General features: G+C 40.4%; 20 protein-coding genes. 3 read left to right on the top strand and 17 right to left on the bottom strand.

Annotation, left to right across the window (positions count from 1 at the left end):
- Positions 1-14: 14 nt before the first annotated feature.
- The 4 genes from CQA58_RS01295 to CQA58_RS01280 form a co-directional block, all read right to left on the bottom strand.
- Positions 15-842 carry a CPBP family intramembrane glutamic endopeptidase gene (locus CQA58_RS01295; RefSeq protein ID WP_115568910.1) on the bottom strand — a complete coding sequence of 276 codons (828 nt, stop codon included), beginning with the start codon at positions 840-842 and terminating at the stop codon, positions 15-17.
- 391 nt (positions 843-1,233) lie between these two features.
- Complete coding sequence (locus CQA58_RS01290) at positions 1,234-2,220, bottom strand: ABC transporter ATP-binding protein (RefSeq protein WP_115568909.1); 987 nt, start codon at positions 2,218-2,220, stop codon at positions 1,234-1,236.
- On the bottom strand, positions 2,217-2,909 hold the full coding sequence (gene tupB / locus CQA58_RS01285) for a tungstate ABC transporter permease TupB (protein ID WP_115568908.1): 693 nt from the start codon (positions 2,907-2,909) through the stop codon (positions 2,217-2,219). Before tupB ends, CQA58_RS01290 begins: the two co-directional genes overlap by 4 nt.
- A gap of 50 nt (positions 2,910-2,959) precedes the next feature.
- Complete coding sequence (locus CQA58_RS01280) at positions 2,960-4,657, bottom strand: nuclease-related domain-containing DEAD/DEAH box helicase (protein ID WP_115568907.1); 1,698 nt, start codon at positions 4,655-4,657, stop codon at positions 2,960-2,962.
- Between the two features lie 137 nt (positions 4,658-4,794).
- On the opposite strand from CQA58_RS01280, the gene tupA reads away from it, so the two are divergent.
- Both tupA and CQA58_RS01270 read left to right on the top strand, forming a co-directional pair.
- The gene (gene tupA / locus CQA58_RS01275) at positions 4,795-5,601 is read left to right on the top strand and encodes a tungstate ABC transporter substrate-binding protein TupA (RefSeq protein WP_115568906.1); all 807 of its coding nucleotides are present in this window, start codon (positions 4,795-4,797) and stop codon (positions 5,599-5,601) included.
- Positions 5,567-6,499, top strand: coding sequence for an asparaginase (locus CQA58_RS01270; protein ID WP_115568905.1), 933 nt, complete (start codon positions 5,567-5,569; stop codon positions 6,497-6,499). The genes tupA and CQA58_RS01270 overlap by 35 nt, the downstream gene beginning before the upstream one ends.
- Before the next feature lie 2 nt (positions 6,500-6,501).
- Here CQA58_RS01270 and CQA58_RS01265 read toward each other — a convergent pair whose 3' ends face one another.
- The 3 genes from CQA58_RS01265 to CQA58_RS01255 all read right to left on the bottom strand — a co-directional run bounded on the left by CQA58_RS01265 (position 6,502) and on the right by CQA58_RS01255 (position 12,227).
- Positions 6,502-7,104, bottom strand: coding sequence for an RloB family protein (locus CQA58_RS01265; protein ID WP_281269994.1), 603 nt, complete (start codon positions 7,102-7,104; stop codon positions 6,502-6,504).
- Entirely contained in the window at positions 7,091-8,287 is a 1,197-nt protein-coding gene (locus CQA58_RS01260) for an AAA family ATPase (protein WP_115568903.1), read from the bottom strand. Before CQA58_RS01260 ends, CQA58_RS01265 begins: the two co-directional genes overlap by 14 nt.
- A 76-nt stretch (positions 8,288-8,363) precedes the next feature.
- A complete protein-coding gene (locus CQA58_RS01255; RefSeq protein WP_115569085.1) occupies positions 8,364-12,227 on the bottom strand; it encodes an Eco57I restriction-modification methylase domain-containing protein in 3,864 nt (1,287 codons plus the stop codon).
- Positions 12,228-12,452: 225 nt separating this feature from the next.
- On the opposite strand from CQA58_RS01255, the gene CQA58_RS01250 reads away from it, so the two are divergent.
- Positions 12,453-13,400, top strand: a complete 948-nt coding sequence (locus CQA58_RS01250) for an ImmA/IrrE family metallo-endopeptidase (RefSeq protein ID WP_115568902.1) — start codon at positions 12,453-12,455, stop codon at positions 13,398-13,400.
- Between the two features lie 4 nt (positions 13,401-13,404).
- Here CQA58_RS01250 and CQA58_RS01245 read toward each other — a convergent pair whose 3' ends face one another.
- The 10 genes from CQA58_RS01245 to CQA58_RS08180 all read right to left on the bottom strand — a co-directional run bounded on the left by CQA58_RS01245 (position 13,405) and on the right by CQA58_RS08180 (position 23,331).
- Positions 13,405-14,538, bottom strand: a complete 1,134-nt coding sequence (locus tag CQA58_RS01245) for a glycosyltransferase family protein (RefSeq protein WP_115568901.1) — start codon at positions 14,536-14,538, stop codon at positions 13,405-13,407.
- Positions 14,523-16,505 (bottom strand): glycosyltransferase family protein, encoded by a 1,983-nt coding sequence (locus CQA58_RS01240; RefSeq protein WP_115568900.1) that lies wholly within the window; start codon positions 16,503-16,505, stop codon positions 14,523-14,525. Before CQA58_RS01240 ends, CQA58_RS01245 begins: the two co-directional genes overlap by 16 nt.
- Entirely contained in the window at positions 16,480-17,265 is a 786-nt protein-coding gene (gene mreC / locus CQA58_RS01235; protein WP_115568899.1) for a rod shape-determining protein MreC, read from the bottom strand. The genes CQA58_RS01240 and mreC overlap by 26 nt, the downstream gene beginning before the upstream one ends.
- Positions 17,262-18,302 (bottom strand): rod shape-determining protein, encoded by a 1,041-nt coding sequence (locus CQA58_RS01230; protein ID WP_115568898.1) that lies wholly within the window; start codon positions 18,300-18,302, stop codon positions 17,262-17,264. The genes mreC and CQA58_RS01230 overlap by 4 nt, the downstream gene beginning before the upstream one ends.
- The gene (gene clpX / locus CQA58_RS01225) at positions 18,299-19,522 is read right to left on the bottom strand and encodes an ATP-dependent protease ATP-binding subunit ClpX (RefSeq protein WP_115568897.1); all 1,224 of its coding nucleotides are present in this window, start codon (positions 19,520-19,522) and stop codon (positions 18,299-18,301) included. Before clpX ends, CQA58_RS01230 begins: the two co-directional genes overlap by 4 nt.
- Positions 19,515-20,321, bottom strand: a complete 807-nt coding sequence (gene lpxA / locus CQA58_RS01220) for an acyl-ACP--UDP-N-acetylglucosamine O-acyltransferase (RefSeq protein ID WP_245942732.1) — start codon at positions 20,319-20,321, stop codon at positions 19,515-19,517. The genes clpX and lpxA overlap by 8 nt, the downstream gene beginning before the upstream one ends.
- 1 nt (position 20,322) lies before the next feature.
- Positions 20,323-20,775, bottom strand: coding sequence for a 3-hydroxyacyl-ACP dehydratase FabZ (gene fabZ / locus CQA58_RS01215; protein ID WP_115568895.1), 453 nt, complete (start codon positions 20,773-20,775; stop codon positions 20,323-20,325).
- A 54-nt stretch (positions 20,776-20,829) separates the two neighbouring features.
- Positions 20,830-21,930 carry an epoxyqueuosine reductase QueH gene (locus CQA58_RS01210; RefSeq protein WP_115568894.1) on the bottom strand — a complete coding sequence of 367 codons (1,101 nt, stop codon included), beginning with the start codon at positions 21,928-21,930 and terminating at the stop codon, positions 20,830-20,832.
- Between the two features lie 97 nt (positions 21,931-22,027).
- The gene (rlmN, locus tag CQA58_RS01205; RefSeq protein ID WP_115568893.1) at positions 22,028-23,119 is read right to left on the bottom strand and encodes a dual-specificity RNA methyltransferase RlmN; all 1,092 of its coding nucleotides are present in this window, start codon (positions 23,117-23,119) and stop codon (positions 22,028-22,030) included.
- Positions 23,120-23,175: 56 nt separating this feature from the next.
- Complete coding sequence (locus tag CQA58_RS08180) at positions 23,176-23,331, bottom strand: hypothetical protein (RefSeq protein WP_170126710.1); 156 nt, start codon at positions 23,329-23,331, stop codon at positions 23,176-23,178.
- Positions 23,332-23,426 lie beyond the last annotated feature (95 nt).

The following is a 23,426-nucleotide window of genomic DNA, read 5'->3' as shown; positions in this document are numbered from 1 at the left end:
CTAGGGGGACACCCCTAAGGCTTATAATAGGGGTAGGTAAAGAAAATTAGATGAGTGAGGTTTAGCCCGAAGTGAAAAAGTGTGCTAATCCAAACCCTCCCACTCCACAACCACGCTAACCCATAAAGTAGTCCTGCAAAAAATGCAAAAATAGCCAAAAGATAGCTAAGCTTGAGATGATATGAGGCAAAAATCAATGAGGCTAGAATCAATGCAGGATACTCCCCCACCCACCCACTCAAACGCTGTTGGAAATACCCTCTAAATAATGCCTCCTCCACAAAAGAGACAAAAAACAAATTTGCCCAAACAAAGACAAATATCCAAGAGGGGATATGAAACTCAAACTCCAAAATCCCCAAAAGAGTTGCAATCAGCAAAAGAGAAAAAAGAGAACAAACTAGAAACAAGCCCTGAGGCAAAGAAATCTCTCTTGTGTAAGAATCCTTTGTGGCAAATAATGTGGGAAGCAAGACAATAAGCACAAAGGGGATAAAAGCCTTGTCAAAATTGAAGTAGAGTGTGTAGGTGGCACTCTGAGGACTGAGTAAAACATTGCTAAGGACTTTGGGATTGTGAAACCCCATAAGATAGTGGAAAAACAGCCCCGCACACCCTACCACAAGCAATACTTCAATCAAAAAGAATCTAAATCTAGCATACAAAAGCATTAACACACCAAAACACACCAAAACCCCCACTCCATAGATATCAATCACTCCAAAATACACAAATCCCACACAAGAGAAGGCAAACGATAGAAAAGAAGTTTTTTTATCCACAGGCAACCAAAACAGAGCAAAAGTCAGCACCACCCATACCAAACACTCAAGAAGGCTCATTATCCCACTCCTTAAAAATTTTCAGAATGTGGATAATACTTAAAATAAGTATATATTTTCTTTATTTATTGTTAGTGGGGAGTTTTTGTTTTCTGTCCGAGAGGGGAGATTAAAGAGAATTGATTAGCAACCTTCAAGGTTTGGGAGCAAAAGCCCCTCCTTGTTAGAACCTCTTATCCCACCTAAATTTGATTTTTAGAAAACCAAATTTTAGATAGAATGTGAAGGTAACAAGGTTTTTGCTATGTTTTTTCATAGTCAATCCCCTTGTGAGTTGTATTTTGCCCTCCCAAAAGGGGGGCAAAAAATCTACACCAAATCACAATCAAAATCCAAAAATAGCAACGAAAAATATTCAGAATTTTAGGGAATTGCTAAAAATCTTAAAGTCTTAATTCACCCTCAAAATCCCCTCCACATCAAATCCGATTCTGATTTTCTGAAAGATTTTATACTCTGAGGCTTGCTCTAGAGGGATAAGTTTTTTGAGGATTTCATCTCCTAGTTTTAACTCTAGCATTAGCTCTTTTTTCTCTTTAGGCTCTAGCCTTATGCCGATGATTTCTCCCTCAAAGCTTTGCCCCACTTTAGGCTCAAGCAAGAGATGATCTTGAGTGATGACTATCCCCTCTCTTCTGTCAATCTGCCTAGAGTTGGGGAGCAAAAGCACCTCTCCATTTCCAAACTCATAAAACTTCTCTCCATTGTGCGTTTCACTCCAATTATGCGAGAAGAGATTGGCATCATTTTGGGTGATGAGTGAGCCAAAATGGAGTTTCAGTCGGCGATTGGAGTTGCTATCTAGCCATTTTTTATCATGTGAGATTGTGATGACACAGGTATTGAAGTGATGATGCACCCACTCTATGGCTTTGGAAAATGCCTCTGTCCCTGCACTATCTAGGCTATTTGTGGGCTCATCAAGGAGCAAAACCCTTGGCTCTAGCAAAAGCCTTTGAGCTAGTCCTACCCTCTGCCTCTCCCCACTGCTTAGCTCATAGTGTTCTCTATGCAAAAACTTCTCACTCTCTAGCCCCACAAGCTCCATTACTTCTTTGATTTTCTCTATTGAGGGGGATTTTTTGCGAATCTTAAACATATACTCTAGGTTTGCCCTCACAGAGCGAGAGAGCAGATAGACTTCAGGGAGCAAGATTGCCACCTCATCGCTTGCACTCACTCTCTCTCCACGATAGAAGATTTCCCCCTCACTTGGAGTTTCCAAAAATGCTAGAAGTCTAAGCAAAGTGCTTTTGCCACTCCCATTTTTGCCACTGATTCCGATGATTTCCCCCTCTGAGATTTCCAAAGACTTGAAATCTAGCACTACTTTTTGATGATAGCGTTGAGTGATATTGCTAAGTTTGTAGAGAATCATTTGCTTCTCCTTTTGAGGAATGAGAGGGCAAGATTGATAAAAAGTGCGATGACTACAAGCACAAGCCCTAGAGCAATCGCTAGGGCAAACTCACCTTTGTTTGTCTCAAGAGATATGGCAGTGGTGATTGTGCGAGTGTGCCACTTGATATTTCCCCCTATCATCATCGCGATTCCTATCTCACTCACAATCCTTGCATATGCTGTGATGACAACGCTTAGAAGCGAGTGTCTTAGCTCCCAAAGTGTGGTAATAATCATCTGAGTTTTACTGAGTGCAAAAGAGCGAAGCGTGAGGGAGAGGCGTTTGTCCATATTCTCCACCACTGAAGAAGAGAGGGAGATGATGATAGGCAGAGCCAAAAGGGTTTGTCCGATGATTACCCCCTCATTGCTAAAGAGCAGTCCATACTCCCCCAAAGGTCCTTGAGAGCTGATAAAGGCATACACCACAAGCCCTACCACCACCGTGGGGAAAGCTAGGAGGGTATCGCAAATGAGCTTAATCGTCCTCTTCCCCCAAAAATCAAAATACCCAAGCACAAACCCCGCAGGAAGCCCCAAAAGTGTGCCGATAAAAATAGAAATGCTTGAGGTGAGAATCGTGTTGTAAATCGCGTTTGTTGTCTCCCCATCAAGATGATAAAGCAATAAAAATGCTTCATAAAAGCCATTGAGTATGAAATCCATTGTGCTTCTCTAGTTATGAGATTTTTGAGTCAAAAAGGATTTTATCGATTTTAAAGGCACTTTTTCCAACCTTTGCTGTATTCTTGATACTTTTCTTTTCGATTTAAGACTACTAGACACTCTGTGGCTCTAGTGATTGCCACATAGGTTTCAAAATCCCCCAAAATATCTTCCTTGCCCTCACTGATAAAAACCACGACACCATTTTCAAGCCCCTTAAAACTATGGATTGTAACAATCTTTAGCTTTTCTCCCTTTTGCATAAAATCCTCTTTGCTTTTGCTATCAAAGAAAGTTTGAGAATTGATACCTTCTTTATCCAAAAACTCTTTTAGATTTGTCCCACTCTGACGCGTTGATACCAAGATGACAATATCCTTATCACGATACCCTTGAGTTAATAAAAATTTATAAACCCCCACAAAACTCTCTTGGATATTTTGAGTATTTTCCCAAAATAGCTCCACACTAGCAAAAAGCCTTTTTACAATATTGGGTTTTTGGATATTTTCACACCTAATAGACGCCCCAAAGTTTTTATCAGGATGAGATTGCAAGTAGTCCTTCAAAAACAAATCATAAAAGCGATTTGATGCCTCAATCACTTCAGGAAACTTCCTTTGTCGGATATTATCTTTGAGAATCCCCCACACACCCTTAAACTTATAGCCATACCCTGCCATACTTTCATTGATCCAAGAGATTTCTCTATCATAAATGTTTTGCTTATCATCAGCTACAAGCAAAACCTCATCATTCTCACTCAAAAAATTCAAAAGAAAGTCAAACCATTCTTTTTTGAAATCCTGTGCCTCATCTATCAAAATGGCATCATATTGTCTTGATTTTGCATTTACTCCTACTTGAATCAAAGCCTGTGCTTGTCTTAAAAGCTCTCTTTCATACTCTTCAAATCCTCGATTGTTTTTGACACTTATTCCATTCTCATCTGCAAAGATTTTCAAAAATTCGTGAAAGTGATAGCATTCGATGAGATTCCAGTCAAAATCTTGTCTTGTTTTATCAATATTTTCTTTGATATAGGATTTGAGAGTTTTGTTATAGCACACAAGCAACACTCTCTTTTGGTGAGAAGCGATGCTTCCTGCTTTTTGAGTGATGACAATCGTTTTCCCTGCTCCTGCCACCCCTCTCACCCTTTTCCAAGATTTTGGCGTATGGGTGATAAGCTCTTTTTGTTGAGGGGTGAGTTTGATATCTTCTCCATACTCTTTTTTATGTAAGGGAGGGCTAAGTATCTCTTTGATTCTCCCAACCCCATCAATCTGTTTGTTTGGAGTTTGCAAAATGGCTCTTTTCATATCTTTAAAATTATCAAAACCAAAGAAGCTAATCTTGTTACTTTGAAGCAAGGCTTGGACTTCAGATGAGGGAGCATTATGAAAATAACCAATGCAGACAATAGGAGTGTTTTCAAAAACATTTTCACAAACAAATCGATATCTCTCAATCTGCAAGGCAGGATTTGCAACTTGAATATAGCCTTGATTGTGGTATTTGAAAAATGCTCCATCTTTTTTATAATACTTCTCTAGCTTCCAATCCTTCACTTCAATGACAAAGATTCCCTGCTCTTTGTGAAAGACAATCATATCAGGGCGATTGCCTTGTAGATTGGGCTGGATATAAATCTCATAATCTAAGGGCAAAGTTTGATTGAGAAAATTAAAGATAAATTCCTCACCCTCTGTAAGAGTATAATGTCCATTTTGATGAATCAAACGCAATTTTTTTCCTCAAACTTAATAAAACTTCTTAGGTAATTATAGAAAAAATAGAACTTTTTGAATCAATACTTTTTGTGTTTGAAAAAATTTTATGTAAAATAATGGCTTATCAAATTCATCTAAGTAAGGAGCATAAAATGCTAAGAAAATGTTTGCTAATGGCAGGAGTTTTTTCAAGCCTAATGTTTGCACAGACGCTCAAAATGGCGACAACCACAAGCACGGACAATACAGGGTTGCTTGATGTGCTTGCACCAAAATTCCAAAAAGACACAGGGATTGAGCTTCAGTGGGTGAGTGTAGGGACAGGAAATGCCCTCAAACTCGGACAAAATTGCGATGTGAGTGTATTGCTTGTGCATTCTCCAAAAGTAGAAGAAAAATATGTCGCTGATGGCTATGGAGTGGATAGAAAAGCTGTAATGTATAACGACTTTGTCATCATCGGTGATGAGAGCTATCTCAATGCTTTGAAGGGCAAAAGCCTCAAAGATGCGTTTGCTTATATCAAGGCCAATAAGATTCCATTTATCTCAAGAGGAGATAAGAGTGGGACTCACAACAAAGAGGTAGGGATTTGGAAGAGCTTGGAGGGTGGTGTGCCTAGCAAAGATGATAAATGGTATAGAGAGAGTGGGCAAGGAATGCTAGCTACTATCAATATCGCTAGTGAGCAAAAGGCAATCACACTCACAGATCGTGGAACATTTATCAAGTATGAGAGTGCACTCAAAGGTAAAAAAGGACTTGTGATTCTCATCCAAGGAGATGATGCACTCAAAAACTTCTACTCTGTAATGGCAGTCAATCCAAGCCGATGCAAAAATACTGATTACAAAGGTGCTTTGGCATTTATCAATTGGATTACAGGAAAGAGCGGACAGAAAGCTATCAAAGATTTCAAGCTTGATGGCAAAGAGCTTTTCACTCCTAATGCCAAGTAAAATCCTCCTCCTCTCCACAGGAGGGACTATCGCAGGGATCGCCCCCAATGAGGCGACTTCCTCTATCTATCAACCCGCACAACTCCCTATCCAATCCTTACTTCAATCTCTCCCCAACCAAGAGCTAGAGCTAGACTATCAAGAAATCGCTCAGATTGATAGCGTGGATATGGATTTCTCTATTTGGCAGAGGCTCACTAGAGCGATTGAGGAGGCAAAGGGATATGATGGAGTAGTCATCACACACGGCACAGATAGTATGGAAGAGAGCGTGTTTTTCCTCTCTTTGGTGCTAAACCCTCAAATCCCTATCGTGCTTGTGGGGGCAATGCGTCCAAGCAATGCCATAGGAAGCGATGGGAGCAAAAATCTATGCAATGCCCTCTCCCTCGCCACTCAAGCCAAAGCAGGGGTATATGTGCTAAACAATGACTATGTCTTTGACTCTTTAGTACAAAAATCCCACACCCACAACCTCAACGCCTTCTCTTCTCCCTACCCTCTAGGCTATGTGCTAGATGGCAAATACTACCCCAACCACGACCCCAAAAGCAAAATCACTCTCCCCCTCCCAAATGCATTGCCAAAGGTGGAGTGTATCTATACTTATGCAGGGATTGAAGACTTTGCATTGAGTGAGGGCGTGAGGGGTGTGGTAGTGATAGGAAGTGGAGCAGGAAGTATCCCTAGCAAACTTTTAGACAAATTAGAGCGTTTGAGAGAGAGCGGAGTGGCTATCGTCATCTCCACGCGAGTGGCACAAGGCAGAGTGGTGGCTGATAGATTTATCCCCTCACTCTCCCTCACCCCTCCAAAAGCACGAATCCTCCTAGCTCTCTGCCTAGCAAATAATAAAAGCGAAGAAGAGATAAAAAGGATTTTTGAGTTGTGGGGGTAAAACTAAGGGGTTTTCAACCCCTCAAATAACCTATACATCTCAGTATAAGAGCCTGTGTCTTTGTTTGTTTTCTTTGCACGGATCAGTGCCTGTTGTTGTGACTCCTGAAGTGTTTGAAGGAGTTTTTTATCCAAAAATCCCTTTTTGTATGTGTAACCACTTTTCTTCAAAATATCTTTAAAATATCTCACACATTCGCTACCTTTTGTTTTCCCTTGATTGTTTCCAATAAAAGGTTTTGTGGTCTCCTCAAAGTGCAAAAGCAACCAATATTCAAAGCATGGGGAATTGACAATCACTGTTGTATTGGCATATGCTTTACAATAATCACGGAAATTTTCAATATCCCTATCCTTGTGTATATCCCCATCAAGCAATACAAAAATAGTTTTTGCCTCACTTTCTTCTGCAATCTTGCTTTTAATTGCACCCAAACATGCAGAGAAATGAAAACGGAATTTTTTGGGATATAAATTCTCCAAATAATTCCGCTCACTTTTTCCCTCACAAATTATCCAAAGTGATTCTCGCTCATTCTTGGTTTCTATTCTTCTTTGTTTTAAACTACTAGCTTTACGCTTTTTGAATAAATCATCTTTCCCCATTCTCATCCCCCAACTCAAAATCTCTCAAAATTGGCAAAGCTCCATAATTTCCTGCAAGATATTTTTTTTCATAATTATCCTCACTTCTAATCCCCTTAAACTCAAGTAGAGAATACAATTCTGTAGCATAGTCATTTTTTTCTGTAAAATAAATCTGATCTTTGCAAAAAATTGAACTCTTAAGAATTGTGGTGTTATGCGTAGTAAATAAAATCTGTGCTTTATTGTTGTCGTGAAATTGCTTAACAATCTGCTCAACAATCAAAGGGTGCAGACTCTTCTCAAGCTCATCAACAATAATTATCCCCCCACTCTCGATTGTCTTAATCAATGGTGCTGACATTGCCAAAAGCTGTGTGCTTCCTTCAGATTCGTCCTCCATATAAAATCTTTTTCCTTTTTTCAAGAAAGAATAGATGGGCTCATTGGTATGAGCTTTTGCCACTTCTCCCATAGCACTCATCGTAACTTGCTGATTGCTCTCTAATAAAAGTGTATCAAACTCAATTCCAGCGTCCTTAAGAAATTTTTCTTGCTTTTGGAGGAATCTAGTATCTGAAAAGTCTTTAAAAAAATATCGATAGCCTTGAATCAAGAAAAAAACCTTATCTTTGATATACAAAAACAACTCTCTCATCAGCTCTTGATTTTCAAAGGCACATTTACTCAAAAACAGCGAGTTTGCTCTTGTCCTTTCTTCAAATACTTTTTTTTCTCCCTTAAAACTCCTGCCATACTTATAGTGATACTTTCCCTCATCAAATACGCGATAAAAAATCTCGCTCTCTCTTTGTGTGGTAGGGCTTGTTACAAATAACCACTCTTCTATGATTGCCTTGGTGTCAAAAGCAAAACCATAGCGATAGAGTTTTTTGCCCACTATAAAAATCAACTCTAATTCTGTGGGTTCTGTATTTTGAGCAAATGCAAAAGGAAAACTTGGAAGCAAAGAATCAATTTCCACACTCTTTGCCACTACTTCGCAAAACACATTTAAGGCTTTTAGCACATTACTCTTACCACTTGCGTTTGCCCCATAAATTGCAATAGATTTCAGCACATCACCAAAAGGAGTGGCAATGGTGTTTCCCTTATGATGAGAATCTTGGGATTGGGCTAGAAAACTTAGGATTTGCTCTGTGGAAATAGAGCGATAATTTTTGACTTTGAATTGAACAATCATTTTTTCCTCTTTGTTTTTTATGTATTTTTATCGTATTTTTTGCAAAAAATTGTAAAAATTTGAGTAAAAATGCATTCTATATATCAATATTCTCCCACAACCCCTTAAGCAACTCAATATAATGAGGTTGTTTGGTGGAGAGGACTTTGAATGTAGAGAGGATAGTGTAAAACTCTTCTTTGTCTATCCCATAGAGTTTGGCGATGAGAATGTCGTTGGTGGCTTTGAGGGTGAGGTAGGATTTCTCACTTTGAGGGATTGAGAGGCTCTCTCCTCCTAGCCCATAGCACCCTTGATACTCTCCTATCTGCACCCAATCCTCCGAGCCAAAGAGAGAAGAGAGGACTTGGAAATGTCCGCTTTTGTCATTGTAGAGTTGAAGGGCTAGGGCATTGCGTGCAATAGTGGTGTAGAGAGAAGAGTTGCGGATCTCCTCTGCTGTGGGTTGAGGGAATGGGATACGCTCTAAATAAATCTTATTAAAGTTGATTTGCACCATACTTCGCACCACAAAATCCACTACAATGGCGTTAAATACCCCTAGAGCAAACAAAATCTTCTCTATCTGCACACTCTCAATCTCTATCTTCTCTTCTATCTTTTTATAATATTTTGGGATATTTGCATACATACTATTCCCCACTCCACACCCCATAGGGAGAAGTGAAAAAATCGCTGTGCGTTCATTGGTATCACTTGCCACACCCCTAAATCCTAAGCGGATAAACTCCCTATCATAAGCGATAAGCTCTAGGGGAACAAGAGTGCGTTTGGAGCAAAAATCTGCAAACTCTTTCTCACTCATTTCTATATCTTGCTTGAGGCGATAAAGCTCTTTGCTCGATAGTCGTTCATCAAAACTTAAGGGATCAAGAAAATACTTTGGTGGAGCAAACTCACAATCATTTTGATGAATCATCTTGCCCTCATAAAGGGGGATTAGCCCCTCTTGGCTTGATTCTATAAACAAGTCTTTATCCATTGTCATATCAAGCTCTCTACGGAAATCTAACCACTCCAAAGAGAGGGGAGAGAAAGAGGAGTAGAGGTGGAGAAGGATTTTTAGAGTGTCTTCACTTCTAACTTCAGGCAGAGAGAGTTGGGTAGGAGAGAGGGTGGTAAGGTCTTGGAGAGTGAGGGAGAGAGGCTTTTGGGTATAGAGAGAATCTGCCTCTGTGAGATAGGACATTGTTTGGATTGTATAGGCTGATAGGGGGGGGGGGCAGGAGAGGATTTGCATTAGAGCAAATTTGTATCGTGAATCAATATCAGGGAAGATTCCCTCACGATTTTCAAAGCTATAAAAATACTTGAGCGTTTTTTCTTTGAGGATATAGCTTCTCAGTGCTAGACTTCCCTCCTCATACATCAATGCACTTGGCAAGACATAGTTGAGAGAGGCGTGAGGAGAGAGCAAAGAGAGGTTACGCTCGACAAAAAATCTAAAAAGATTGCCATCTCCACTGCCACGATTGAGGGGATAGTGGGCTTTGTAGTAGGAGTTTAGAGCCTCAATATAGGACTTTTGTCTATCATAGAGGGATTTGATATAGGGTTTGGAGAGTATGTCGAGTTTAAGTGTCTTTTTCTCACTATTCTTTTTGGTGCGATAATCGCTGACAAACTGAGGGAAAAAGTCATCATCACTAAACTTTGTCTTATCCCACGGCGGATTTCCGATGATACAATCAAAGCCTTTTCTATGAGAGCTAAAGACTTCAGGGAAAGCCACTTCATAGTGGAAGAATCGATACTTTTGGCTTAGAGATACAATGGTGGGTTTGAGCTCTTCAAACTCTTGGCTAGGGGTGATAATCCCTTGGATAAAGTCTAGTTCTTTGCCTTTGAAGTTTATCCTCTCCTCAGGGGTAAAAAAGCTTTGAGCTGTGAGGAAATCAAGGGCAAGACAGAGGGCTTGGAGCTTGGGGGAGATTTCTTGAGAGTAGAGGGCTTTGCTTTGCTTGATCTCTTCTTCTGTGGTGTCTTTGAGGGCGTTGAGTTTGGGAAGAACTTCAGAGAGAGAATCAAAATAGCTCATAAAGTCTTGGTAGAAAAGATCTTGAGTAGTTTTGCTTTGATAAAAGCTCTTAAACTCCTCAATACTTGAGCCTACAAGGGCATTGCCACACTTGATGTGGTGTTCGATGAAGCTTAGGGGCGTGCCAAAGATGAAGCTATCAATCCACAAAGAGAGTTTGGTTAGCTCCACACTGAAGGGGTTTAAGTCGATTCCATAAATCATACGCTTAAGCAAAAGGCGTTTGATGATGTCGCTCTCATCGACTTCATAGTCTTTGATGTAGGCTGAAGTGTTGGATTGGATAGATTGGGCTTCTCTCTCATAGAGGGCTTTGAAACTTGGGAAAGAATCAAAGTGGGTGATGATATGCTCTGTGATAGTGTTGAGGGCTTGGATAAGGAAATGTCCGCTTCCACAGGCATTATCAAGGATTTTGTAATCTAGGATATTGTCATCTGTGATTTCTAGGGCGTGGGTGGTGAGGTAGGAAGTCAGAGATGTGGGGGTGTAGAAACTTGCTGTGCTTTTTCTAGAGTTGCTAGTGTTTTTGAGATATAGCTCTCCTTTGGGGTAGAAGGTTTGTTTGGTGATTTTGTGCTTTTTGCTAAGGAGGGCAAAGTCATAGCTATCAAAGTAGCCTTCTATACTTTTGGACTTGCCCTCAGAGTAGAGGAGGTAGTAGGTGTCTTCTTGTGCAACTTCAAAAAAATAGGACAATAATCCTTCATAAATCGTCCCCAAATGCGTGATAGAGAGGGTTTTGTAATCTCTTCTATACTCTCTTCCCTCCAAAGTGATATAAAAAAGTGCGTGAAGAATCTCATAAAGCTCAAGGTTTGTGAAGAGTTTGGGGGTATTGAGGGCTTGAGCGTGGGTGGTGTCAAATAGCCCACCATTGAAAATGGGCATATCATAGTTTGGCTCTCCTTTGTCAAAGATAGAGAAAATCCAGTTGAGTTTGGCTAGGGCGTCGTATTTGTCAGGGTTTTTTGAGGCGATAGAGAGGAGGTTTTGGATAGAGATGTAGTCGTTGTAGTAGGTGTGTTTCTCTAGGAGGGGAGAGAATTTGTCTTCAAAATAGGCGATGAAGAGAAGGCGGAAGATGAAGTAAATTGAGTTTTGATAGACTTCATCTAGGGGGAGAGAGGGGTTTTTGGCATAGAGGCAAGAGCCGATTTTCTCAAAGATAGAATCACGCCCATTGATTCCATAAATGAGTGATTTTAAGTCATCTTCGATTTTGGTTTTGGCTGTGGAGTTTTGGGAGAAAAGGGTTTGGATAGGCTCTTGGGTGCTAGGGGTGGAGGAGAAGTTTTGGGCGTTGAAAATGTAGTAAAAATACTTGAATGCCTCTATATCGCCTCTTTGGATAATGGCTTCAAGATTGATTTCATAGAAAATCTTTTGGCTTGAGAGTTTTGAGTTGTCATAAAATCTCCAAACCCTCCCATTTGTGAGGAATCCAAAATCAAGTTTAAGGTTGCTAAGATAACGCAAAATTTGAAAGTGGGGGTTGTCTTTGACTTTTTTGTTGTCTATGGGGACATTGTAGGCTTTGGATTCTAAAATCACGCTGATGTAGGCATTGGAAGAAGGGCGAGAGGGTTTGGGGATAGACATATAGCCCTCTTTGGCTTCTTGAGAGGAGAAGAGGAGGAAGTCAGGCTTTTCTAACTTGCCTTGGATAATTTTCTCTTCTTGGCGTATGGTGTGCCAACCAAGGATTTGCAAAACTTGGTGGATAAAGTCATCTTCAAATTGGTGTTCGTTTTGACTAATAAATCGCTTCTCATCATAGAGGGCTTGGATTGAAGAAAATGGAGCTGAGATGTCTTGCTTGAAGTCATAAAGTCTAGGAAACTCTTCTTGGAGGGTGTAGGTGGTGAAAAGATTGTTTGAGAGAAAGTAAAAGTCTTGCATAAAAACCTCAAAAGTGAAAGTAAAACGATAAGTATAAAAGATTTGATAAAAAATTTTGAAAAAAGATAAGAAGAGAGTGGAGAAACTTAAAATAATTTGCCCAAAAGATAATGCTTGATAAATGAAAATCGTTAGGTAATGCAATAGTTTTCTTAAAAATATCTTGTTACCTTTTCTTAATATTTTGTTTCTACAATTCCACCCACTATCAAGTCGGAGGGCGTGATGCATAGGAAAATCAATTTTAATAGCTATGAGACAAGGACAGATACGATTAGGTATCGTAGAAAAGAGTTTGATGAGGATTTTTGCACCTTTGCACAAAATCGTATCCAAGAGCAAGTCAAAAAGATAGAACACCGATATAGAGGGGATTGTCTATTTTTGGAAAATCTGGATTACAATGTTGATGAGATCAAAAGTCTTTTGGGGGTGATTCAAAAAATCACGGGGTATCATTGTGGGATTTCCCTCAAACAACTCAAATTCAATCTAAGTGCCAATAGAATCATCGTTGAGGAGAGTGATTGCCAATCTCAACGCTATCAGCATTCCCCTATCAAGGGGGCTTGTCATTATCACCCCTATGTGCCTATCATTATCCTTGATGGGGGAGATTTGGAGAAGGGAAAAATTTTTACTTTGATTTATTTTTTGGTGGCACTTTTGGTGGAACACCAATTTGTAGGGAAAAAAATTGGCAAAGAGAAATTTAATCGTTTTTCTTCAGATTTTTGGTGCAATATGGTGGCAGGAGAGTTTCTTATCCCCAAAGATGAGTTTGATTGTCAATGGGAGATTCATCAAGAGGTGGAGGTAGAGGAGATTTTTTGGGAACTTGCAGAGTTTTTTCAAGTTTCCAAATCTGCAATCATTGTCAAAGCAAGATTTACGCACAAAATCTCTCAAGAGGCTTATGAGGAGTATTACAAAAAGTATGATTTGGCTCAATTCACCTGCTCTTCACTCCTTGCCAAACCTCAAGGAAAGAAAATCTATGATGATGAAGAGATTTTCAATCAAGAAAAAAGCAAGTTGTATTTTTTGCTAGGGAAAGTTTTGCTAGAAAATTTCAAAAGCACCAAATCTCTCAAAATCTGCCAAAAGGTGCAGGGGTTGATTGAAGAGATTTTCAAGCCCACTTATCAAGAAATGCAAAAGGTGCAGGGCTAAAATCTTAGAGGGAAGAGAGGAGAGAGAGGATAAGCTCTTGGTTTTTGGCGTTGTTGAGGGTTTGATGAGCGTGATAGGAGGCAAGTTTATAAGAGTCTATTTGCTCCACACTTAGCTCTCTTAGGGCTTTGGCTAGGGTTTGGGGGGTAAAGTCCTCACTCACTATCCCTAGATTCCACTCTTTGAGTATGGGGACAAGATCTGTGTTTGGCGTGATAGCTAGAGCAAGGCTTGAGCCGATGTATTCAAAAAACTTATTGGGGATAGTGGCTAGGAGATTGTAGGTGTTTGGGGGCATAAGATAGAGCCCTATGTCATAGTTATTGCCAAAAGGAATGATTTGAGAGAATGGCACAGGAGGAAGGAGGGAGATGTGATTGCCCCTCTTTTGGCTCTCTTTGATGAGGGCTAGGATTTTCTCCCTATATGCCCTCTCTCCCCCTACTAGTATCAAGTCAAGCGAGAAATTTGAGGGCAGATAGTCCATAAGCTCTATGACTTTGTCTATCCCACGATTGCTAGAGAGTGAGCCGTGATAGAGAATCTTGATATTTTTCTCACTGCAAGGCTTAGGGGGGAGATCATAATAGTAGGGAAGAGAGAGATAGAGATGAGGGGAGATACCATAGTTTTGGGCGTATTTCTCTACAAAGCTAGGAGAGACACTAAGCACACAATCACACTTTGGCAGATAGGTTTTGCACAAAAAGTGATTAAACCTCTGAAATAGCACCCTCCACCTAAGACTTGAAGTCAGCCATAGAGGGAAATACTCTTGAGCGTCAAAAATGACTTTGGCACTCTTTTTATACTTTAGTGCGATAGGGAGCAAGGGCAAATCAAAGCAGATGATGAAATCAAAGCAATGCTGTTGCAAAAATGGCACGATTTCAAGACGATTTTTTGTCCAAATGAGTTTATCCCAGCGTGAGAGAAAGACTTGGAGATATAATCCTAGCTCTTGAGCTTTTGTGCGTTTAGTATAAGAGGGGAAGCTAAAGACTTGCACTCCCTCAATCTCCTCACTCCCTATCCCCATAGCATAAAGCTCATAATGCTCCTTAAGGCAGTCAATCATACGCCTTGGGCGAGGGTTGGAAGCAGGGTTGGAGGCTGTGAGGATTAGGAGTTTTTGCATAAAGATTGTAAAAACCTCATCATCGAATCCACCCCTAACTCTTCTCTTCTTTGGTTGTAGCGAGAAAGTCCTGCTTGGATATTTTCTATCACTTCTCTTTTTTGCTCCTCACTCAAAGAGAGCAAATGGAGGGCTTTTTGATAGTAGTCTTCTTCATCAACAGCCATTGTAATCCACTCTTTTTGCACTTTGCTAGGGTCTTTGACAAGCACTAAAGAGAGTTTGCCTTTGGCAACATATTCAATCCTACTCTCCCCTTGCTCCATTGGGAAACTATCAGGCCAAAAGTCAATAATGTGTCCAAAAATTACATTATTGACATACCCACAGAAGAAAAACCTCTCTTGCATAAAGCTCTCATACTCTTCCCCTAGAATGCTCTGAAGCTTTTGCTTGATCTCTTCTACATTTCCACTCCCACAGGCTAGATAAATGCTTTGTGGGAAGGCTTTCATAATCCTCACTAGCATTGAGAGATAAGGCAGACTATCGATTTTGGTTAGTCGCCCTATCGTGCCTAAAATGAGTTTATCTTGAGGGAATTTCGCCCTAGTTTGAGCGATGAGTTCAGGAGAGATAGGGGGATTATAAAAGGCATTATCCATTACCACAGGGATTCCTACAAACTCATAGCCCTCACGCACCAAAGAAGTTTCATTGCCACAGATATGGGTGATCCTATTAGTGAGGTTTGGCACATTATAGACAAAGTTTCCATGCGACCAAAAGACTTGGCTTGATGCAACATTAGAGGCAATAAGAAAATCGCTGATTCCATAGCCATTGTTGGGGGAGAGCAAGATTTGGACACTATCTTGTATCATCGCTTCTCTAAGTAGCATTGCTTTTTGTAAATGTGAGTTATAAAATCCCCTAGCATTGCAATACTCCCCCACATCAAAGATTTCAATCCCTAGATTTTTATAGTTTTGCATTGCACTTGGGCTATTTTCACTTTTTTCTAGCAAACTCATCAGATAGATTTTGATTGTGTATTTTTCTTTGAATGCTTCATTGCTCAAAAGTTGCTTTAAAAGGCTGTATTCGACTTTATAAGGTGAGTTTTCTACGATTCTATCCCTAAGAAGGGCGATTGTGATTTTGCCTTGAGGGTTTGGGGTAGGCTTGGGGAGGGATTGGGAAGTAGCAAAGCTCTCATAGTGCTTTGAGGCAACTTCATCAATCTCAGTGCTAAACTCCCTCCACTGCTCTTGAGAAGAGAAGCTATTGCCACACATATGATAGATAAAAAATTGCATATATACTGCGTGCTCCATCGCTCCCACACTGCCCTCTTTGAGGTGGAGATAAAATAACTCCCTCCATAATGGATAGAGAGAGAGCCAAGAGCGATGATTGAAAAAGCTTGGCACATTCCAAAAGCAATGAAGTTGCCAGTTGAGGATAGAGCGTCGCATTTCAAAGGAGAGAGAGCAATAATACTCACTTCCCAAAATCTCGCTTATGGATTCCAAAAATAGCTCCATAGAGATTTGCATTTTGGGAAAATAGGTGCGGATAAATTCAGCTGAAACTCCTGCGTTTTTGAAGTGGATATTAAAATGGCTAATGCCTTGAATATATCGCTTGATTGCCTCATTGCTTTGGGCGTTGAGAAGTAGGCAAAGCACTTCAAGCTCTAGGAGCATTAGATTCTCAAACTCTCCTAAACCTTGAGAGAGAAAATGACTTTTTGCTGTCTTAAGGAAAGGCTCCAGTCCCTCTTCTTGGGGGATTTGTCCTTGCAGTGGAGCAAAGAGAAGATAGAGCAAAAGATATTGAGTGCTTCCCACATCGCCATTTTTGAGGATATTTTGCAAAATGCTTTGACGCAAAGAGAGGGCAAAATCGACATATTCTTGAGGAGAGTTTTTATATAACTCTTGGGTTTGAGAAATCTCATAATTTGAGAGTTCTTGAAGGAATCTCTCTATCTCGCTTTTAGTTTGAAATCGCTGTTTTAACATTTTTACTCCTATCTAATAACCATAAATACCCCAAATCCACCTTATCCACATAAGGCTTTAGCACGGCTTGGATATATCCACTCCCTCTCTCTACTCTCACCACTTCCCCCACAGGAATGTTCTCAAAAAAGATATTATCCATTCCATTGGTTACCACCTTATCCCCCACTTTGATTTCACTTCCTAGAGGGATATAATCAATCAACACCCCTCCATTCTCCCCCTTGACTATCCCCAAAGCCTTGCCCTCTCCGATAAACACTCCATAAGAGCAGAGAAAATCGCCATTGAGATAGCCCATCATTCTCCCCTCACTCTCCTCTCTTGCAATCCCCACCACATTGCCTTGCACGATCAATCCATAAACTTTGTTTTTCTCTCCCTCAAAGCCCTCAAGCCATACTCTCTCATAGTTTCCAAACTCATAATAAGAGATTGCTCGGATTGTAGTGGTGTATGAGGGGTAAATTTGGGGCATTCCATAAAAAAGCGTAAGGCGATTAAGCTCATCTTTGAGCTCTATGTTTTGGAGCTGAAGTCTTTGATAGTCTTTTAGCTTTTCATTAAGCTCTTCGATACTTTGGGCTTGGTTGAAGTATTTGTCATAGGTTTCTCCTATCCACTCTTTGGTGTCAAAGACTGCTCCTTTGATACTATCTCCTAAGCCTAGCACCCCCTCTCGCAATGAATGATCAATTTTAAAAAAGATTACACCCCCCACCAAAAGAAAGACAATCAAAAAAAATGTTTTGCCTCTCATTGCTCAAAGCTTAATTGCTCCAAAAGATCCATTTCCTCCATTGCTCGGCTTGTCCCTTTGGCAACGCAAAGCAGTGGCTCTTCTGCGACATATACAGGGAGTTTGACAAGTTCAGAGAGATATTTATCAAGTCCTCGAATCAACGCTCCTCCACCTGTAAGCACTACACCATTTTCTACAATATCCCCTGCCAAATCTGGTGGCATCGATTCCAAAACGCTTTTGAGGGCATTGCCGATTTCTTTGAGTTGAGATTTTATCGCTTCTCGCACATCTTCGCTTGTAAGTTCAATGGTGCTAAGAAGTCCGCTGACTTGATCTTTTCCTTTCACTTTCATTTTGAGAGGTTTATCTAGTGGCACTGCTGCTCCGATTGCGATTTTGATCTCTTCCCCTGTCCTCTCTCCGATATAGAGATTATAGTTTGCCCTCACATAATCCACAATCGCTGTATCTAGCTTATCTCCTGCCACTCTCAAAGATTTGGCAATCACAAGCCCACCTAGAGAAATCACACCAATCTCAGTTGTCCCTCCACCAATATCTACAACTAAGCTTCCTTGTGGCTCACGCACAGGCAATCCTGCCCCAATAGCTGCTGCCATTGGCTCCTCAATTAGGAAGACTTCTCTAGCTCCTGCACTCATTGCTGATTCTCTAACTGCTTTTCTCTCTACCCCTGTAAGTCCATAAGGCACACACACCATAATCCTTGGACGCATTAGGGATTTTCTTTTGTGAGCTTTTTCTACAAAGTAGCGAATCATCTTCTCTGTCATATCAAAATCTGCAATCACCCCATCTTTCATCGGACGAATAGCATAGATACTCCCTGGTGTTTTCCCTACCATTTCTTTGGCTGAATTTCCCACAGCTAGGAGCTTTCCTCTAGCACCATAGCGATCATTTTGCACAGCAATGATACTAGGCTCATTGATGATGATTCCTTGCCCTTTGGCTGAAACTACGGTGTTGGCTGTCCCCAAATCTATGGCAATGTCGTGTGAAAAAATTCCAATAAAGCGATCTAAAATCATTTTCTTTCTCCTTTGTTTTTTGCAATGTCTTCTTGAGTGATTGTGATTGTTTTGCCTTTGAGTGAGGGTAGGTCAAACATCAAAGGATTTAGCACTTCTTCTAGAATACTTCTAAGCCCTCTAGCCCCTGTCTTTCTAGCAATTGCCAATCTTGCAATCTCACTTAATGCCCCCTCTTCAAAGCTAAGCTTCACCTCATCCATATCAAAGAGTTTTTGATACTGCTTGATAAGAGAGTTTTTGGGCTTTGTAAGGATTTCTACCATTGCCTCTTGGGTGATTTCATCAAGGGTTGTAATCACAGGCAATCGTCCGATAAGCTCAGGAATAAGCCCATAAGAGACCAAATCTTCAGGCTCTACAAAATGCAAAACATAGCTATCGTCTTTGTTGTTTTTCTCGTGGTTGAATCCCAAAGTATTGCCTCCAAGTCGGCGTTTGATAATCTCTTGAAGCCCATCAAATGCTCCACCACACAAAAACAAAATATTGCTTGTATCAATTTGGATAAACTCTTGATGAGGGTGCTTCCTTCCTCCTTTGGGGGGGATATTGACTAGGCTTCCCTCGATGATTTTTAGCAATGCTTGTTGCACCCCTTCTCCTGAAACATCTCTTGTAATGCTTCGATTTTCAGATAGTCGTGAGATTTTATCCACCTCATCAATAAACACGATTCCCTTCTGAGCCTTCTCCACATCGCCCTCAGAGGCTTGAAGAAGTCTTGTAAGGATATTTTCTACATCTTCTCCCACATATCCTGCCTCAGTCAAAGAAGTAGCATCAGAGATTGCAATAGGCACACCCAAAGTCTTAGCCAAAGTTTGAGCCATTAGAGTTTTTCCACTTCCTGTGGGACCGATAAAAAGCACATTGCTTTTGCTCACTTCCACATCTTCAAACTCTCCTTTGTAATCCTCTCGATAGATTCTTTTGTAGTGATTATATACAGCCACGCTCAAAGTCTTTTTTGCCTCATCTTGTCCGATAACATATTCATCTAAAGCGTCTTTTAGCTCTTTGGGTGTGGGGAGATGTGAGAGAGATTCTTCACTCTCCTCTCTTTGCTCCACTCCCTCCAAATCAACCAAGCGATTGATTGCAGAAATGCAGTTTAGACAGATTTTTGCGTTTTGATGAGAAATGCTCTCATCACTGACAATCATCAAGTTTCGTGGATATTCTTTTCCACAAAAACTACAAGTGCAGATTTCATTCATTGCCACTTCCTTTTTTCAATGGGATTCCACGCGTGGAGCTTAAAATAAAGTTGCAAATGTTTTGAGTATGCAAATCATTTGGATTTTTCTCTAGCTCACTTTGGGCAAGTTCTTTGATAGGAGCAGTGCGTGAGAAAAGCACTTTATAGAGTGCTGAAATGCTATCAACATCTTCGTGAGAGAAAAGCAATCGCATTCTATGGCGATTTAGCCCACGAATGATTGCACGATTTCCCTCTGCCATACAATAAGGAGGGATATCTTGAGAGAGTGCTGAAGCTCCTGCTACCATTGCTCCATCTCCGACTTTGCAAAACTGATGAATGGGTGTGAGTCCTCCGACATTGACATAATTACCTAGCTCAATATGTCCTGCCAAAGTCGCCCCATTTGCCAAGATACAATTATTGCCAATAATACAATCGTGAGCCACATGCACATACGCCATCAAAAGATTGCCATTTCCAATCCTTGTAACTCCCCCTCCACCTTCAGTGCCAGGGTTTAGGGTAGTGAATTCTCGGATAAGGTTATTATCTCCGATAACTAGCTCAGTTTTTTCTCCAGCAAATTTGAGATCTTGAGGGGGGATTCCCACAGCGGCATAGGAGAAAATCTTGTTGTTTTTCCCTATCTTTGTATAACCCTCAATACAAGCATGATGAGCGACTTTGCTCCCCTCAGCAATCTCTACATTTTCCCCAATGATACAATACTCACCAATCTCTACATTCTCCCCTATCTTTGCCCCCTCAGCGATAATGGCTGTTTTGGCTATCTTTGCACTTGAAGCAATCATTTTATTTCTCCACATCAGCAATCATCGCTTTGAGTTCAGCTTCACTCACAAGCTTATCATCGACATAGGCTTTGGCTTCCATTTGCCAAACTGCTCCTTTGTTTTTGATCACACTCACTTTATACACTAGCCTATCTCCCGGCACAACAGGGGTTCTAAACTTCACTTTGTCAATCGTCATAAAATATACGATTTTATTTTCTGCCACAGAGTAGTCCTCTCCAAACATACTCATAAATGCCAAAAGTCCCCCTGCTTGTGCCATTCCCTCAATTATCATTACTCCTGGGTAAATGGGTTGTTTGGGGAAATGTCCCAAAAAAACTTCTTCATTGATTGTTACATTTTTGTAAGCCTCAATGCTCTCATTGGGCTTTAGCTCCACTACACGATCTACAAGCAACATCGGATAGCGATGTGGCAAGATTTTCTTGATAATATTGACATCCATCATTGGCTTATTCCTCTTAAAACAAACTTTTTACATAAACTTATCATTTTACCAAAACTAAACTTCTAACACTTCAAAAACTGCTTCTTCTTGGAAAATGCTTTGAAGATTTACTCGCATATCCTCACTCCACTCTCTCTCTACTACAAAAATGGGGCAAAGAGATTGAGGGAATCCGATTTTCTCCCTCAAGCTTAGTTCCAAATCATAAGGTGGGGGAGAGGAAAGCAAATCTTCTAGGCTTTTGTAATGCAAACCCAAAAGCTCATTGAAGGCTTGAAGTGTGAGAAGCAAAGTATCATCTCTTTTGCTAATTCCTAGCTTCCCATCTAAAAGTGGAAGATTTTTTGGGCGAATCCAAGAGGGTGAGCCTAGTCTAATATTGCTTTTGCTTTGAGAGTGGGTAATCACATAGCTTTTGATACTCTCTCCAAAGACTTCAAGCCTAGCAAATAAACATCGCCAAATCAGTTGTCTTTGCTGAATGAGGACATAAGGCTTCCCCTCACGCTCTAGCCTATCTCGTTTGGCAAAAACCTCATTGCGATACTCAATGCTCCCCTTCATCACTTGCTTATGAATAGGAGAGATAAATTCAAGGGGGAATCTCCCCTGCTTTTCTCTCTGCTTTTGCAAGGCAAATTTGCACCCACAATAATTTTGGCGATAGAGATTGTCTTTTTTGCTTAGCTCATTTTGTCTTTGCGTTCCTCCTTGACTTCTTACATCAATCTTGACAAAATCTAGTCCAAAATCTTGAGCGATTTTCTCCCCTTGAGAGAAGAGAATGTCTTGAGTTTTCATCGGAGAAGAAAGCAAGGTGGTAGTAAAGACTTGCTCCCCCAAACTTTTGGCTAGTTTTGCACTCTCAATCAATCTTACATCAAAGCACACATTACACCTTGCCCCTTTCTCTGGCTCATCTTCTAGTCCTCTTACTTCTTCACTCCACACCTCATCATCATATTTCCCTTCAATTAGCTTCACTCCTAGCATTTCACAGCTTCTCTTCACATCAAGCAATCGTAAGTCGTGCTCTGAGCGTGGGTGGATATTGGGATTGTAGAAAAATCCTATCATCTCCTCATCAGGATAGAGTTTTTTTAGCTCACTAAGGAAATAATGGCTATCCACACTGCAACAAATATGCACTAGCATTCTTTCCCCTTATTTGAAATATTTCAAAAACATTGCTCCACCCACCACGACAACCACTGCCAAAATCACAAGCAAAATCACATCAACGATTTCCATATCAATTTCCTTTTGTTTCATATGAAACATTTTTTCTCTTTTCTTTCTCTCTAAGTTGCCCACACGCTGCTGAAATATCCAATCCCTTTGATTCTCTAATCGTGCATAGCAACCCCCTCTGCACCAAATAATCAGCAAACGCTTTGACTTTCTCCATACTTGGGCGTTCAAACTCGCTCTCTTCGTGAGGATTGAAAAGAATGAGATTGACTTTTGATTTGATTCCCTCAAGGAGTTTGAGAAGTTTCTTGGCACTTGCCAAATCATCATTGAGATCTTTTATCACAAGATATTCAAACATCACTCGCTTTCTTGTATCCACAGGGAATCCCCTCACAGCCTCTAGCACAGCTTCGATATTGTAGGCTTTGTTCATAGGGATAAGTTTGCTTCTTAGCTCATCATCGACTGCGTGAAGTGAGATTGCCAACTGCACACCCAAATCCATCTCTCCTAGTTTTTTGATTTTGGGAGCAATCCCACTTGTAGAAATCGTCTGTCGTCGTGCTGAAATAGAAAGCCCATTGAGTTCAGAAATGATTGAGATAGCTTTGCTGACATTTTCAAGATTATCTAGTGGCTCTCCCATTCCCATATAAACGATATTGACTCGCTTCTCAGGAGCTAGGGCGTTGTCTTTTTTTAGCCTTACAACTTGCTCAACAATCTCTCCTGCACTTAGATTCCTTACAAACCCTCCTTTGGCAGTGGAGCAAAACGCACACCCCACCTTACACCCCACTTGAGAGGATAGACAAAAGGTGTATTTCTCTCCCTCAATAATCTTGCCATTTTCATCGACTTTCTTATCTCGCATTTTGATAAACACACTCTCAAAACTTAGACCCTCTTTTGTCCGAAATAGATATTTTCTACTCTCATCAACGCTATTTTCAATCGTAGCAATTGTGAGATTTTCAGCACAATAGTTTTCACTCAACTCCACTTGCAAAGCTTTGGGAAGATTTTGCATTTTGGAAAAATCCTCCTCATATCTCACATAAAGCCAATGATAAATCTGCTTTGCTCGAAAGCTAGGAGAAAACATTTTTTCTAATTCTTTGAGGGTATAGTCATAGATATTTTTTTTCATTTTGGATACTCTTTTATGGGTTTGAAATAAAGGGGGATTGTAGCAAAAAATGATTGTTATAAGCCTAGCTCTTGTTTGACTTGTTCTAAAGTTAAAGTTTCTCCTTTTTCCTTTTCTCTCTTTGCTTTCTCATAAGCCCTTCTATCAGCATAGCTCCATTGCAAATCATTATCTAGTTTTTTGGTTTTTGGTTTTTTTCTCTGTTTTTTCATTATTCCTGACCTCATTGTTTTTTGTATTTTAACCTATTTCCCCCAAAGAAAAAGGTTTATCCCCTCCTCACTCCCCTTAACCCAAAAAGAAAGTG

This window comes from Helicobacter brantae, assembly GCF_003364205.1.
Taxonomy (GTDB): domain Bacteria; phylum Campylobacterota; class Campylobacteria; order Campylobacterales; family Helicobacteraceae; genus Helicobacter_G; species Helicobacter_G brantae.
This window is presented reverse-complemented; position numbering and strand designations above follow the sequence as displayed.